The sequence below is a fragment of the Rahnella sp. PD12R genome (assembly GCF_019200965.1).
GTDB classification, from domain to species: Bacteria; Pseudomonadota; Gammaproteobacteria; order Enterobacterales; family Enterobacteriaceae; genus Rahnella; species Rahnella laticis.
In genome coordinates, this window is the sequence record NZ_JAHTMS010000013.1 from 1 (window position 1) to 13,811 (window position 13,811).

Below are 13,811 nucleotides of genomic sequence, written 5' to 3' on the forward strand. Positions count from 1 at the left end.
AGGGAACTGCCAGGCATCAAACAAGTGAAAAGCCCTGTACTGACGTACAGGGCTTTTTGCTATGGGAACACCAAAGGTGTTTTGTATTGGCTCTGTGATAAACGTAGATTTTTCAGCTGATTGTTCCGAGATTGGTTCGTAGTGCAAGCCTGAGGTAGGGTGAGCGTTATGAATGAAACAGAATTTGCCTGGCGGCAGTAGCGCGGTGGTCCCACCTGACCCCATGCCGAACTCAGAAGTGAAACGCCGTAGCGCCGATGGTAGTGTGGGGTCTCCCCATGCGAGAGTAGGGAACTGCCAGGCATCAAACAAGTGAAAAGCCCTGTACTGACGTACAGGGCTTTTTGCTATGGAGAATTTGGGAGAAGCATCGTGAATTTTGAAGGCAATATATCGCGTTCAGTTTCTCCATATTCAGGGTAAATAGTTGCTTATCGATAGTGCGTCAGGTGATAAGCGCTGTATCCGACAGCCGCACCTGCAATATCCCAGCTAAAGTCCTTCCAGCTCCAGCCACTTCCTCCCGCACGGCTATCATAAAGCTCTTTTGTCGCTCCCAGGCCGACTGAAAATAACAAGCCGAACGAACGGCTGCGAGCTTCATTCCAGCCCTGATTATCTGCGTAAGCTGTGCCTGCCGCCGCTAATACCGCAGAGCCAACAAAGTGCTCGGCTTTGTCCTTGCCGGTCCACGGGTCATTCGCGAAATGGGTACAACCGCTGCACAAAAATATAAGGCTGATGACGGAGAGTCTGACGGAAGAGGGGAAAAATGGCGTCATAAAATGGAATTCCAGATATAAAAAAGCCCGATCAGGATGATCAGGCTTTCAGTATAGCCAATTACAGAATTCGGCTGATTAATCTGTCGATTCGAATCCGCCGCAGACGGCGAATAAGTTTGCGTACTTTAACCGGATAATTAGGAATACTTTCCAGTTCCATATAATGGGAGACAACTTGCGTATGCTGGCGGATCTCTTCAAGCTCTTTTTGACGTTCAACCGCCATCTCTTTATGCGGATCGTGGATCAGAATGGCATTCTCCAGATCCAGTCGCCAGGCGCGTGGATTGAGATTATTACCGGTGATCAGCTGCCAGCGGTCATCGACCCACATACCTTTCAGATGGTAACTATTATCCCCATCCTTCCACAGCCGGACAATTAATTGCCCGCTGTCGACAAAGCGTTGTAAGCGGCTCAGAAAACGGCGCAAATTGATTTCATACAAATAAGGCAAGGCGCCGATGATTTTAAAAGGCTGATCTTGCGGAATATAGAAATCGTTAGCGGTTTTATCACCCACTATAATTTCAACCTGCTTACCCCGGCGCAGCAAATGAATGATATTGCGCGCCAGCATTGCAGGCATATTGAAATAAGGAGTACACAGCGTCAGCTTGTGATCGGTGCTGGCCATTAAATGGTGAATCGTGCGATTCAATTCATTCTGCTTGCCCAGGCCCACAATTGGCGTGACTGCCAGTTCATCATTACCAGCGCTGTCTTTAAAATGATAACCACTGGTGCGCAGGGTTTGGCGAAACTGACGCGTTTCGTTCTTAATCTCAATACTTTTCGGACGATCTTCGCGATCGAGGCGCTGAACCGCTGCGGCAGTGAGGATCGATTTCTTCATAAAGTCGATCATCGTGTTTGCCAGCGCTTCATTGGTCAGCATCTGATAACGGTCATAACGGTATTTTTCGTGGCGATGCAGATAAACATCATTGAGGCTTGCCCCGCTATAGATGACCTGATCGTCAATAACGAAACCTTTAAGGTGCAGAACACCCAAAGCTTCACGCGTATTAACAGGAACGCCATACACCGGCACAGAAAGCTCCGGGTGTTCCTTAGCCATACGGCAATACCAGTCAGCATTAGTATTCGATGCCACTGCACCGATACGGCCACGCTGAGCGCGGTGCCAGTCAACCAGCACGCAGATCTCCAGTTCCGGTCGTTGCTGCTTTGCGGCATACAAAGCCGACAGCACGTCACGTCCGCCATCATCGTTCTCTAAATAGAGAGCAACCAGATAAATCCGTTGGGTGGCGTTGGCAATGGCTTCGAGCAGTGCCTTACGGAAATCGGCAGGGCAGTAGAGCGTTTTTACAGCACCAACTGTTTGGGGGAGTTTTGGCAGTTGAGCAAGGTGTTGTTGATGTTTATTACGTTTAAATTTTGACAACATCACAGTGCGCTTCTTCTCTCTTCAGGTAATGATTTTAGCGGCACCGACAAACTGTGGTGACCGCACAATCGGTCGATAATACCATTAGTCCTGCCGCATGTGCGCATCTTTTGCCTGTTCATCGCTCAGGCCCACGGTTTTCTGCTGTGAATTTTGGCGCTTTTCCAGTACCAGAGACAGATTAACAATGCCGTCCTGAATCTGAATATCGACGTCAAATCCCAGCTTTTTAGCCAGCGTAATCATGCCGCGGTTATTCGGCATCGTGATGCCCGTCAGACGTTGCAGGCCGTGCTCTGCGGCGTAATCAATCATCTTATCCAGCAGACGTCGTCCGAGCCCCAGACCTTTCAGATCAGAGCGTACCAGTACGGAGAATTCGGCATCGATATTGTCGGGATCAGAAACGGTTCGCGTGACCCCAATAATTTCGCTTTCTTCATTTTCTGTACGTACGGCGACAAACGCCATCTCACGGTCATAATCAATCTGCGTCATGTTCGCTAAATCTTCATGAGTGAACTCATTAATCTCACTGAAATAGCGGTAATACAGGTCTTCCTTAGTGACCTTCAGGATGAAGGCTTTCAGCAGCGGCTCATCTTCCGGAAGAATCGGGCGGAATAACGCAGGCAGTCCATTCTTCAGTATAACGTGCTCTTCCAGTTCACGCGGGTAAGGCCGGATCGCCAGACGAGAAAGTATTTCTGCACTGCGCGTTGAAAGCTCCATCGACACATCGAGCAGACTCATCTCGCTGCCGGAAACCAGCAAGGGATGAATATCCAGCCGTTCGATTTCCGGACAATCAATAATCAGGTTAGACACGTTAACCAGAAGCTGACTCAGGGCGGGAATATCGAGAGGGTGTAGCGCATTGCGACCGCGTATTTTACCGCTCTTCAATGCCTGCACGACCTGGTAGCGCGCCAGCGTCATGTTCAGGGGCGGAAGCGCAATGGCTGCCTGCCTTTCCGGACGCCAGTCAGTTCCGCCTTCGGCCAACATAATCAACGGGCCGAAGACCGGATCCTGCTCTACGACTACCCGTAATTCCTGAGAGCCCGGGCGGTTAGCCATCGTCTGTACCAGCAGACCCAGAATTCGCGCCTGCGGAAATGCCTGCTTAGCCCGGTCGAAAATGGCATTGGCCGCCTGTTCCACTTCGCTGGGCGTACGCAAATAGAGCATGACGCCCTGAACTTCAGAGTTATGCGGAATGTCCGGTGAACGCAGTTTCAGCGCAACGGGATAACCAATCTGGCTGGCAATATTTACGGCTTCAGCGCTGTCACTGGCGATCCACGTTGGCAGCACATTCATTCCATACGCCTGCAAAATCGCGCGGACTTCATGTGTATCAAGCTGCGTGGTGCCTTCTGCCAGCGTTTGTGCAATCAGTTTGTGAGCCTGATCGGTATTTTGTTCAAGGTCTGCTGGCAGCGCAGGCGTTTCTTTCAGCTGTTTCTGATTCCGGCGATATTCCACCATATGCATAAACGCCGTTACCGCGCCTTCCGGAGTGCGGTAAGTCGGGATCCCGGCGGTACTGAACAGCTTGCGCGCTTCCTGCGAGGAGAATTCCCCGCACCAGTTTGTCAGCAGCGTGATGTATTTCCCGCGCGGATGTTTTCGAACGGCATCTATCACTCCGCTTGCTGTTACTGTGCCGTGCGCTGCAGCACTTGGGGCGTGTATCACCAGCAGGGCGTCGTAATCCGTACTGTCGAGCAGCGTTGTTATCACCGACTGATAAAGCTGAGGCGTGGCGTCGTCATGCAAATCCAGCGGATTAGAGGCGGTAATGGTCTTCGGCAGAATGTCAGCCAGCGCTTTGCCCGTTTCATCCCCCAGCTTTGCCAGTTTGCCGTTACGTAACAGCAACTGATCTAACGCCATTGCCGCCGGTGCAGCGCCGTTGCTGATAATGAGTAAGCGCTCACCGCGCAACGGACGCATATGGCTCAGGGTTTCGACGGCGGAGAACAGTTCATGCGTATCTTGTACGCGCAGCAAACCCGCACGTTGGATGGCGGCATCATAAGCCGCGTCGAGGCTGAGCGGGCTGTTCAGGAGTTGCTGAGCCTGCCCGCTGCGGCCACTTTTAATGACCAGAATCGGCTTGTTGCGTGATGCGCTGCGCGAAGCAGAAAGAAAACGCCGGGCATCGCTGATGTGCTCCAGATAAAGAAGGATGGCGCTGGTTTTTGTATCGCGGGCGAGGAAATCGAGCAGATCATCGACGTCGATATCCAGACTGTCGCCCAGTGAGACGAAATAGGAAAATCCGACGGCACGTTGCTGCGCCCAGTCAAGAATGGTATTGGCCACGGCGGCCGATTGCGAAATAAACGCGAGTTTGCCGGGTAGGATCGGCACCGGAGAAAAACTGGCATTCAGCTTTTGCCAGGGAGCGAGAATGCCGAGACTGTTTGGCCCAAGCAGCCGCATTGAAAAACGCTGAGCGCAGGCTTTCAGTTCGGATAACTGGCCGGGTTGAGAGGAAAGTACGATGACAGTTTTGCAGCCGCGCTCGCCGAGCTGTTCAAGCAGCGCCATATTGCGGTCTGCGTGCGTGCAGAGAATGGCGAGGTCAGGCGGCATCGGCAGACTGGCGACATCCTGCCAGGTCAGAACGCCACAGACTGCGCGGTAAGCCGGGGTGACCGGCAAAACAGGGCCGTTGAATCCGCTATCGAGCAGATTGCGCATCATCAGATAGCCGGCGCGCCCCGGTTTATTACTGGCGCCGACGACGGCAATCGACTCAGGTCGTAATAGTGCTTCTAGTCCGCGCTGGCTCATCGTCTCTCCGATTCATCATGTTCCCATGATTCTAGAGGCTTTCTTCGTTCTTTGCTGTGAGCTGATGCACCGGATGATGGGGTTTTCCTGCCAGATATTGCGTGCGGAAATGGGTAAAGTGTCGTGATAAACCTGCAGACGCCTGTGTATCGCCGGCTTTTTCGAGCAAAGCGGCGGCCACTTCAACTGTGCAATGCAATTCCGGTCGCGAGGCTTCACGCAGGATATAGCCGGAGCTGGCGCTTACATCCAGAGAGAATACCGGCAGATTATCCAGATACGGACTTTTGCGGAACATCTTGCGTGCTTCATTCCAGGTGCCGTCAAGCATGATAAACAGCGGCGGTTTACTGTCCGCGGGAACTTCGGTAAAGACCTGACGTGGCGGCGTTGCGAAAGACGCCGGAAAAACCACGTAAGGCTGGCGCGACGGGTCAGATATGGCATCCAGCAACGCCGGATCGGTTTCCGTACGCGACCACAGAAATGCCTGTGTATCCGGCAAAACGTCCGCAATCAGGCGACCGGTATTGCTCGGCTTCATCGGCTCGGTATCAAACATCACCAGACAGAAACGGCTGTTTGCCTGATGGATCTCACGCGTAGCGCAGATGCAGTGACGTTGAGGTAACAGGCATGACTGGCAACGAATGGCGCGCGATCCCCTAGCCAGAAAAGGGCGGGTCGAGCGGGCTAAACGCTGCTCACGCAGGCGAAGGACGGCGTTGTCTGACATAAGCATTCCGGTATTCGAAAAGCGGCTATTTTAATCACCCGCCCGTCGCTGGCAAGCAGCATCTGCTGAACGTACAAAAAGGCCCGCGCTGAGGCGGGCCATCGGCAGGGCTTTATAACGGCTTATGCGTTACAATGATTCATTAAGCCAGTTGTTGAAAGGCGCTTTAGGCATTGCGCCGCTCAACATATCGACCATTTTGCCTTCATTGAACACCATAATGGTCGGAATACTGCGAATACGGAACCGCGCGCTCAGTTCGGGTTCTGCTTCGGTATTAACCTTAATGAAACGGATTTTACCGGCACGTTCCTGCGCAACATCTTCAAAAATAGGCGCGAAGTTCACACACGGGCCACACCACGGTGCCCAGAAATCGATGACAACCGGCAGGTCGTCCTGCAGATATTTGTCCAGCGTGGCGGCAGTGGCGTGAACCACATCGCCTTCAAAAAGTGCATGACCGCAGCGGCCGCATTTTGCGCCGTCGTCGATACGATCCTCAGGCAGGCGGTTGGTGGCCTGACATGATGAACAAATCGTATTCATAAAATAGCCTCTACATTGCTTAACGTGAGAATGGTATCAACCAGAACCCCGGCTTTACGCATAAAGCGGTAAACAAAACGGCTGATATGTTACTTGTATGTTGTAAGTATGGGGGCGCCACGTCACGTAAACAACGCGGTTTATTCAATGAATACGATAGTTTTTAGCTTTTGGTCGAAAGCCTGTGGCTTAGCTCACAGACATCAGGTAATCTTCGCGCCCTGCGCGTAGGTGGAGAGAAAAATGAACGATTCATTCAGTGGCAAGAACGGCAAAGTCAAAGTGATGTACGTCCGTAGTGACGACGACGGCGATAACCGCAACAACGATAAACGTCCTTCCAACAATAAAGGACGTCCGGGCGATAAACCTCGCCAGGGTTCCCGTCCTGACGATGCCCGCCGCAATGAGCGTCGCAGCAGCGATTCCCGTGGTGATTCACGCGGCCCTGCACCTCGTCGTGGTGATGATCGCCCGCGTCGTCCGGCACGTGAAGACGACGGTCCGTACTCCTCTCCGTGGAAAACCGTTTCCCGTGCACCGGCGGACGAATCCGTACCGGATCACGGTGGTATCAGCGGCAAAAGTTTCATCGACCCTGAACAGCTGCGTCGTCAGCGCCAGGAAGAAACCCGCGTTTACGGCGAGAATGCCTGTCAGGCGCTGTTTGCCAGCCGTCCTGACGCGATTGTTCGCGCGTGGTTTGTGCAATCAGTCACTCCGCGTTTCCGCGAAGCGCTGCGCTGGATGGCGGCAAACCGCAAAGCGTACCACGTGGTTGAAGACGAAGAGCTGGTGAAAGCTTCCGGCACGGAACACCACGGCGGCGTGTGTTTCCTGATTAAAAAACGCCAGGGTCTGGATGCAGAAACTTATCTGCAATCTGCTCCTGCGAAAGACTGTGTGCTGGCGCTGGAAAACGTCGGCAACCCGCACAACCTCGGCGGTATCATGCGTTCATGTGCGCATTTTGGTATCAACGGGATGATGGTTCAGGATCCGGCTCAGCTGGAATCCGGTGCCGCCGTGCGTACCGCTGAAGGCGGCGCAGAACACGTTAAAGCTATCAGTGCGGATAACTTCCTTGATGTGCTGGCGACCTTCCGTAAAGCCGGTTACACCATCGTGACCACGTCCAGCCACAAAGGGACGGCGCTCGGTAAAGCTGAGCTGCCTGCCAAAATGGTGCTGGTGCTGGGCGAAGAAAGCGACGGCCTGTCCGACAGCGCATGGCAGCAGGGCGACCTGAGCGTGTCTATCGGCGGTACGGGCAAAGTGGAAAGCCTGAACGTTTCCGTTGCGACCGGTATTTTGCTGGCTGAATGGTGGCGTCAGAATCAGGCGTAAATCCTGATTTTCACCCATAAAAAACGGACGCCCTGAGCGTCCGTTTTGCTTTCTGATGTTTACTGATTCGTGTTAACTGGCGACATGAAATCAGTGCGCACCACCGCCGCCACCGCCGCTGCTGAATGGCGGACGGGCGAACCAGATTAAAATCAGCAGTACCAGGAATGCCCCGCCGGATAACCAGAAAATCTCGTTAGCAGAGATGATAAGCCCCTGATTCGTAATTTCCCGCGCTATCCAGCCGGAAGCCTGCTGATGGCTCATGCCAATCCCTTCCAGCTGCTGATAAGTCTGCGTCGCCGCCGGGTTGTACGGTGTGATGTTTTCGGTCAGCTGCGCATGGTGCAGCGATTCCCGGTTCGACCACATCGTCGTGGTGATTGACGTCCCGATAGACCCCGCCAGCGTACGAATAAAGTTCGACAAACTGGAGGCTGCCGCCATACGTTCCGGCGGTAATCCCGACAGAATAATGGTGGTCAGCGGCATGAAGAAGCAGCCTACCGCAAAGCCCTGAATAAACTGCGGCCATGCAGAAGCACCAAAATCCATCCCCGGTTCGAAGGTATATGCACGCCAGAAGAAACAGTAGGCGTACATAATAAAGCTGAACGTCACCAGTTTTCGCATATCCAGACGGTGTGCGAAGCGGCCAATAATTGGCGACATCAGCACCGGCAGAATGCCTACCGGCGCGGACGCCAGACCCGCCCAGGTGGCGGTATAACCATAGACCTCCTGCAACAGCTGCGGCAGCAAAACAATCGCGCCGAAGTAGAGCATGTAGGCCAGGCTGATACACAACACGCCGATGGTGAAGTTTCGCGATTTAAACAGCGACAGGTCGACTATCGGATGGTCATCGGTCAGCTCCCAGACAACCAGGAAGCACAACGCGATCACCGCCACGACCGCCAGTACGATAATTTCCGTCGAGTTAAACCAGTCCAGCTCCTTGCCCCGGTCGAGCATCACCTGCAATGCGCCGATGCCCAGTACCAGTAACACCAGCCCGACACTGTCGATCGGGCGGATCTGCGTGGCGGTTTCGCGGCCTTTCAGGGTTCTCAGTGTCAGCACAACGACCACGATGGCGATCGGTACGTTGATGAAGAAAATCCATCCCCAGTGGAAGTTATCACTGATATAACCGCCGAGGATCGGCCCGCAAATCGGGGCGACGATCACCGTCATCGACCAGAGTGCGAGCGCGGTACTTCGCTTGGCCGGCGGATAGTTATTCAGTAGCAAACTTTGTGATAACGGGATCAGCGGACCTGCTACCACGCCTTGCAGCACACGGAAGAAGATCAGCATTTCCAGGCTGTTGGACATCCCGCAAAGCCAGGACGCGAGCGCAAACAGTATCGTGGACCACAGGAACAGTTTGACCTCACCGATGCGCTTTGCCAGCCAGCCGGTGATGGGGATCGAGATGGCGTTTGCCACCCCGAACGACGTAATAACCCAGGTGCCCTGTGAGTTTGAGGCACCCAGATTCCCGGCGATGGTCGGGATCGCCACGTTGGCGATCGTCGAGTCCAGCACCTGCATAAAGGTGGCCAAAGACAAAGCCACCGTCATCCAGGCCAGCGGGGCGCCTACCAGCGGTTTATTTGCCACAGAGGCCTCCGGAGGTTTTAGCCCGCATTTGCGTGAATAACATCAGCAATGATGGCATTAGCCGGGGCCAGATCCAGTGTCAGAGCCGAAGTCTGATACAGCGGTTCGGAACGCACGGTATCGGCCAGCACCAGGCCATCACGGTTTTGAGTATCAACCGTCACCAGCGTGGACAAACCAATACGCAGCGGATGTTCCGCAACTTCCTGATCGTTAAGCTCAATACGCACCGGCAGGCGCTGAACCACTTTGATCCAGTTGCCGGTCGCATTTTGTGCCGGAAGCAGCGAGAACGCGCCGCCGGTGCCCATATCCATACCGACCACTTTGCCGTGATATTTCACGTCATCGCCGTACATATCGCTGACGACGGTGGCGACCTGACCAATACGCATATTCGCCAGCTGAGTTTCTTTAAAGTTGGCATCAACCCAGATGTGATGAGCAGGAACAACGGCCATCAGAGACGTGGTCGGGCTGATTTGCTGTCCGATCTGAACCGCGCGACGGGAAACAAAACCGTCAATCGGGCTGCGGATTTTGGTACGTTGCAGGGCGAGCCATGCGTCACGAACCTGCGCGGCGGCCTGCAAAACTTGCGGTTGCTGATCAACCGGCGTGTTCAGCACCATCGCCTGATTCGCGTTGTATTGCTGCACGGCGACATCATATTGCGCTTTCGCGGTATCCACGGCGTCACGGGCGTGTTGCAGTTCTTCACGGCCAATGGCGTCAACGTTGCCCAGCACGATACGGCGTTTCAGGTCAGACTGCGCCTGTTGCAGTTGCGTCGCACGCAGCGCGATATTTGCCTGATACTGTTTGCCGTTGATGATCAGCTGATGCGTTTGGCGCACGCTGTTAGCCAGCGCCGTTTTAGAACGTTCAAACGCCTGTTCAGCATCGGTCGGATCGATAGTCACCAGCACGTCGCCTTTTTTGACAAAGTCGGTGCTGTCGAAATTGACGTCAGTCACGCTGCCTGACACCTGCGCCATAATCTGAACCTGATTACCGGCAACATACGCATCATCGGTAGACTGGAAATGACGTAACACCAGCAGCCAGTAAAACAGGTAGGCGATGGCGATAATAATGAAAATCCCGGTTAACAAGAGCATCGCGACTTTGCGCGTTTTCTTCTTATTTTTCGGAGCTTGCGGCGTTGCCTGAGTTTCGGCATTTGCGCTCATGGTCTTCTCCACACTGAGTCTTTTATTATGATTTTTGGTTCGCAGCCGGGGCCTGATAGCCACCCCCGAGCGCACGAATGAGACTGATTTTTGCCTGCATCAGCTGACTGCTGGCGGTAAGTTGCGCCTGTTGCTGTTGCAGGAGCGCTGACTGACTGGTTAACAGTTCATCCCGTCCGATGACGCCAGCGTTGTATCTTGCATCCGAAACGCGATACACCTCTTCCAGCGATTTAGCGGCAGAAGAAGCCTGCTGCAATTGTTCAACGCTGCTTTTCGAGAGGGTAATGGCATCCGCAGTTTGCTGGATGGCGCTCAGGATGGTCTGGTTATATGACTCAACGGACTGGTCATATAACGCGGACTCTTCGCCCAGTTTGGAACGCAGTGCGCCCGCGTGGAATATCGGCAGCGAAATCGCAGGGGTGATATTCCAGGCCTTGCTGGCTGCTTCCAGAAGATTCGGGCTGGTGCCGCCGTAATTGGTGGTCGTCAGACCGCCAAAGGCGCTGATGGAAAGGCTTGGGTAGAACTCTTTTTTGGCCGCACTGACGCGCTGGGAATAGGATTCCACCAGATCACGCTGTGCAGTGATGTCCGGGCGTTTACCCAACAAATCGAGCGTCAGCTCGCCTTTCGGTGCCAGCGCTTCAGCCGGTGGCAATGCCACGGCGTGCAGCCCGTTCATCGCGTCAGGCCCCTGACCCGCCAGCGCGGAAAGCTGATGTCTCAGCTGTTCGGTCTGGGCTTTGAGGTTGATGATTTGCTGTTTAGCACTGTCGGCCTGAGCCTGGGTTTGTTGCGGAATTTCAATGCCATAGACACCGGCCTGATACTGCGCTTTGCGCAAATCCGCCAGATGCTGGTTGTTATCCACTTCGTGTTGCAGAACATCCTGCAAAGCCAGATTGGCCTGCAACTGATAATAGGCTGACGCCACCGAACTGGTCAGCGTCAGCGCGGCTTCTGCCTGCTCGGCGCGGGCGGAATCCACCTGTGCTTTTGCGGCATTCACCTGATTGCGGTATTTACCCCACCAGTCAAACTCATAGCTCAGATTCAGCCCGAGACTGTTGCTGTTGTCGTAGATTGGCGCTTCCGGATAGCTGGTCAGGAACGGCGGGATCGTGTTTTTCGCCACACGTTCACGTCGCATCGAACCATTCAAATCCAGATAGGGGCCATTGGCTGCATCTGCTTCGCCCATCACGCTCTGCGCTTCGCGCACGCGAGCCGCGGCCTGACGCAATGACGGCGAGTTTTGCAACGTCGTGGTCATCAGGTTATCAAGCTGCGGGTCATTAAGACTACGCCACCACTGTGGGCCGATGGTCAGAGAACTGACTTTTGCCTGCTGCAGATGAAGCTGTTGGGTATCCAGCAGCGACGACTGAGGAGCAATATTATAACTGGAGGCGCAGCCAGCCAAAATCAAAACGGCAAACAGCGGCGTAAGCCTCCAGCGAGCTTGGAATGACATGTGTGGTTTACCTGAACAGAAATTTAGAATTGTTGTAGTGCTGTCGCATCCATCTGATCAAGGCGAGTTAACAGTTTGCGCGTCAGGGTTTCTAACTGCTTCTGCTCATCTGCATCCAGGGTTGACCAGAGAAAATGCAGGCTCTTATGTTGAGGCGGCAGTAACTTCTGGATAAAAGCTTCACCATCGGCCGTCAGGTGCAAATGCAGACACCGGCGGTCATTGTCGCTCTCACGACGTTCAATCCATCCGCGTTTTTCCAATTCATCCGCAATACGGGTGGCATTGGTGCGGGAAGAACCCAGCGCTGAGCTTAGCTCCGAAGGCTGAATACTGTGGCTTTCCTGCGCATCAAGCGTGATCAGGGCCATAAACAGCGTTTCGTTGATGCCTTGCGCTTTCAGCATCTTATTGCGGTTTTCCAGCAATTTACTTTGCATGTGCATACACAGGCGGGTCAGCAGGATTTCCTGATAAGGGAAATCTTTTTGCTTTTTAGCCCGGAAATTTAACATGTGTTCAATTGGCGCGAACGAACTGTCCATATGAGAAGCCTCATTAGTTACAGATGACATAGTAACGATGGTAATTAATAATATCAATGTCATGAATCACCAATTCTTTAGCAATTAGTGTGTTTCATAACTCCAGTGAATTATTCGATGTTTAAAGTATTCGGCAAAGTTTGCCCGGTTGTTGCCTCACGGTAAAAAACGACCTCAGCCCGCCAGCAGCATTACCTTGAACACCAGGCCGTAGACCACGGCTCCCGTCAGTGTTGCGATAATAATGCTTTTGGTTCGCCAGAAAATCAGTGCGAGCAGCACAAAACCGGCCAGCGAAGGCAGCAGTTTTTGTTGGTCGCGGAGAATTTCCGGGGTGCTGGACACCACCAGTAACGCACAGATTGAGGCGATACCGATGCTGTCGAGCACGCGGGACAGCGGGCCGCTTTTCAGCGTCCCCGACTTCTGCCGTGCGCCCATGCGCAGTGGCAAATATCGAAAGAGGTAATTGACGGCGCCGACCAGCAGGCAAACCAGAATGACATCAGTGCTCATCCGGGGTGACCTCCGTCGCGCTCGCTGAGGCTGCGGGTTGCAGCAGGGCGGCCAGACATCCGGCGCCGAGGCCGCATCCGATAGCGGCAGGAATCGACCAGAACCATAGCCCGCCGAGTGCACCGGCCAGCGAGGCAACAAACACCCTACTTTGCTGGCGCTTAAAAGCGGCGAGCAGGAAACTCAGGAAAAGGGCGGGCAGCATGAATCCGAGCGCGGCTTCAATGGCTGGGTAATTTTCCAGCGGGCCATTGCCGAAAAGTGCGCCGACGGCGGTGCCGAAAACCCACGAGAGCCAGGAAGAAAGCGCGATGCCACACATCCAGTTCTCGCTCCAGCTGCGTTTATCACGGACGAGTTTGGCGGTGGCGGCAGCAAAAACTTCATCGGTCAGGCCAAACGCCCAGAGTGCGGTTTTTCTGCCGCTGAGTTTTCCCGCAATACGGTTACGCAGCGAAGGGCCGTAGAGAACATGGCGAACGTCCATGGCCATCACGGTAAGAGCGGAAACCCAGAGAGACATCCCGGCGCTGAGCAGCGCGGTGATCACAAACTGACTGGCGCCAGCATAGATAAGTATGGAGAACAGCAGACTTTCAGCGGGCGTGAAACCGAGTTTGACGGCGCTGAGGCCGAACGCAAAAGCGATAGGAAGATAACCAATCACGATAGGAAGGCTATCGGTAATACCTTGTGCGAAAGTGGAAACGCGGACGGGGTCAGGCGCTTCGAGATCAGGGTTGCTGTGCATGGGTGTTTAAAACATTGTGAAAACCGGGAGGATGCCGGCGAATAATTTATGGCGTAAACATTAC

General features: G+C 53.9%; 12 protein-coding genes and 1 rRNA gene. 2 read left to right on the forward strand and 11 right to left on the reverse strand.

The features are described 5' to 3' along the window. Positions 1-187 precede the first annotated feature (187 nt). Positions 188-303: ribosomal RNA gene (gene rrf / locus KWG64_RS21200) — 5S ribosomal RNA — on the forward strand. Between the two features lie 128 nt (positions 304-431). On the opposite strand, the gene KWG64_RS21205 is transcribed toward rrf, so the two are convergent. The 5 genes from KWG64_RS21205 to trxC form a co-directional block, all read right to left on the reverse strand. Continuing rightward, positions 432-782: a YfiM family lipoprotein gene (locus KWG64_RS21205; RefSeq protein ID WP_218523045.1), complete on the reverse strand. Its 351-nt coding sequence runs from the start codon at positions 780-782 to the stop codon at positions 432-434. A gap of 61 nt (positions 783-843) precedes the next feature. Then, complete coding sequence (gene pssA / locus KWG64_RS21210) at positions 844-2,199, reverse strand: CDP-diacylglycerol--serine O-phosphatidyltransferase (protein ID WP_195815779.1); 1,356 nt, start codon at positions 2,197-2,199, stop codon at positions 844-846. Between the two features lie 84 nt (positions 2,200-2,283). Then, positions 2,284-5,004, reverse strand: a complete 2,721-nt coding sequence (locus KWG64_RS21215) for a bifunctional acetate--CoA ligase family protein/GNAT family N-acetyltransferase (RefSeq protein ID WP_218523046.1) — start codon at positions 5,002-5,004, stop codon at positions 2,284-2,286. Positions 5,005-5,035: 31 nt separating this feature from the next. Continuing rightward, positions 5,036-5,740: a tRNA-uridine aminocarboxypropyltransferase gene (locus KWG64_RS21220; RefSeq protein ID WP_218523047.1), complete on the reverse strand. Its 705-nt coding sequence runs from the start codon at positions 5,738-5,740 to the stop codon at positions 5,036-5,038. A 129-nt stretch (positions 5,741-5,869) separates the two neighbouring features. Further along, entirely contained in the window at positions 5,870-6,289 is a 420-nt protein-coding gene (gene trxC / locus KWG64_RS21225) for a thioredoxin TrxC (protein ID WP_104924510.1), read from the reverse strand. A gap of 243 nt (positions 6,290-6,532) precedes the next feature. On the opposite strand from trxC, the gene KWG64_RS21230 reads away from it, so the two are divergent. Next, complete coding sequence (locus KWG64_RS21230; RefSeq protein ID WP_152324846.1) at positions 6,533-7,636, forward strand: tRNA/rRNA methyltransferase; 1,104 nt, start codon at positions 6,533-6,535, stop codon at positions 7,634-7,636. A 90-nt stretch (positions 7,637-7,726) separates the two neighbouring features. Here the strand turns inward: KWG64_RS21230 and emrB are convergent, their stop codons facing one another. The 6 genes from emrB to KWG64_RS21260 all read right to left on the reverse strand — a co-directional run bounded on the left by emrB (position 7,727) and on the right by KWG64_RS21260 (position 13,747). Beyond that, on the reverse strand, positions 7,727-9,262 hold the full coding sequence (emrB, locus tag KWG64_RS21235) for a multidrug efflux MFS transporter permease subunit EmrB (RefSeq protein ID WP_152324847.1): 1,536 nt from the start codon (positions 9,260-9,262) through the stop codon (positions 7,727-7,729). A 17-nt stretch (positions 9,263-9,279) separates the two neighbouring features. Then, positions 9,280-10,455, reverse strand: a complete 1,176-nt coding sequence (gene emrA / locus KWG64_RS21240) for a multidrug efflux MFS transporter periplasmic adaptor subunit EmrA (protein ID WP_195815667.1) — start codon at positions 10,453-10,455, stop codon at positions 9,280-9,282. A gap of 25 nt (positions 10,456-10,480) precedes the next feature. Beyond that, positions 10,481-11,935, reverse strand: a complete 1,455-nt coding sequence (locus KWG64_RS21245; RefSeq protein WP_218523048.1) for an efflux transporter outer membrane subunit — start codon at positions 11,933-11,935, stop codon at positions 10,481-10,483. 23 nt (positions 11,936-11,958) lie between these two features. After that, positions 11,959-12,480 carry a transcriptional repressor MprA gene (gene mprA, locus KWG64_RS21250; protein WP_152324850.1) on the reverse strand — a complete coding sequence of 174 codons (522 nt, stop codon included), beginning with the start codon at positions 12,478-12,480 and terminating at the stop codon, positions 11,959-11,961. Positions 12,481-12,654: 174 nt separating this feature from the next. After that, positions 12,655-12,996, reverse strand: a complete 342-nt coding sequence (gene ygaH / locus KWG64_RS21255) for an L-valine transporter subunit YgaH (RefSeq protein WP_195815669.1) — start codon at positions 12,994-12,996, stop codon at positions 12,655-12,657. Further along, on the reverse strand, positions 12,986-13,747 hold the full coding sequence (locus tag KWG64_RS21260; protein WP_218523049.1) for an AzlC family ABC transporter permease: 762 nt from the start codon (positions 13,745-13,747) through the stop codon (positions 12,986-12,988). The genes ygaH and KWG64_RS21260 overlap by 11 nt, the downstream gene beginning before the upstream one ends. Positions 13,748-13,811 lie beyond the last annotated feature (64 nt).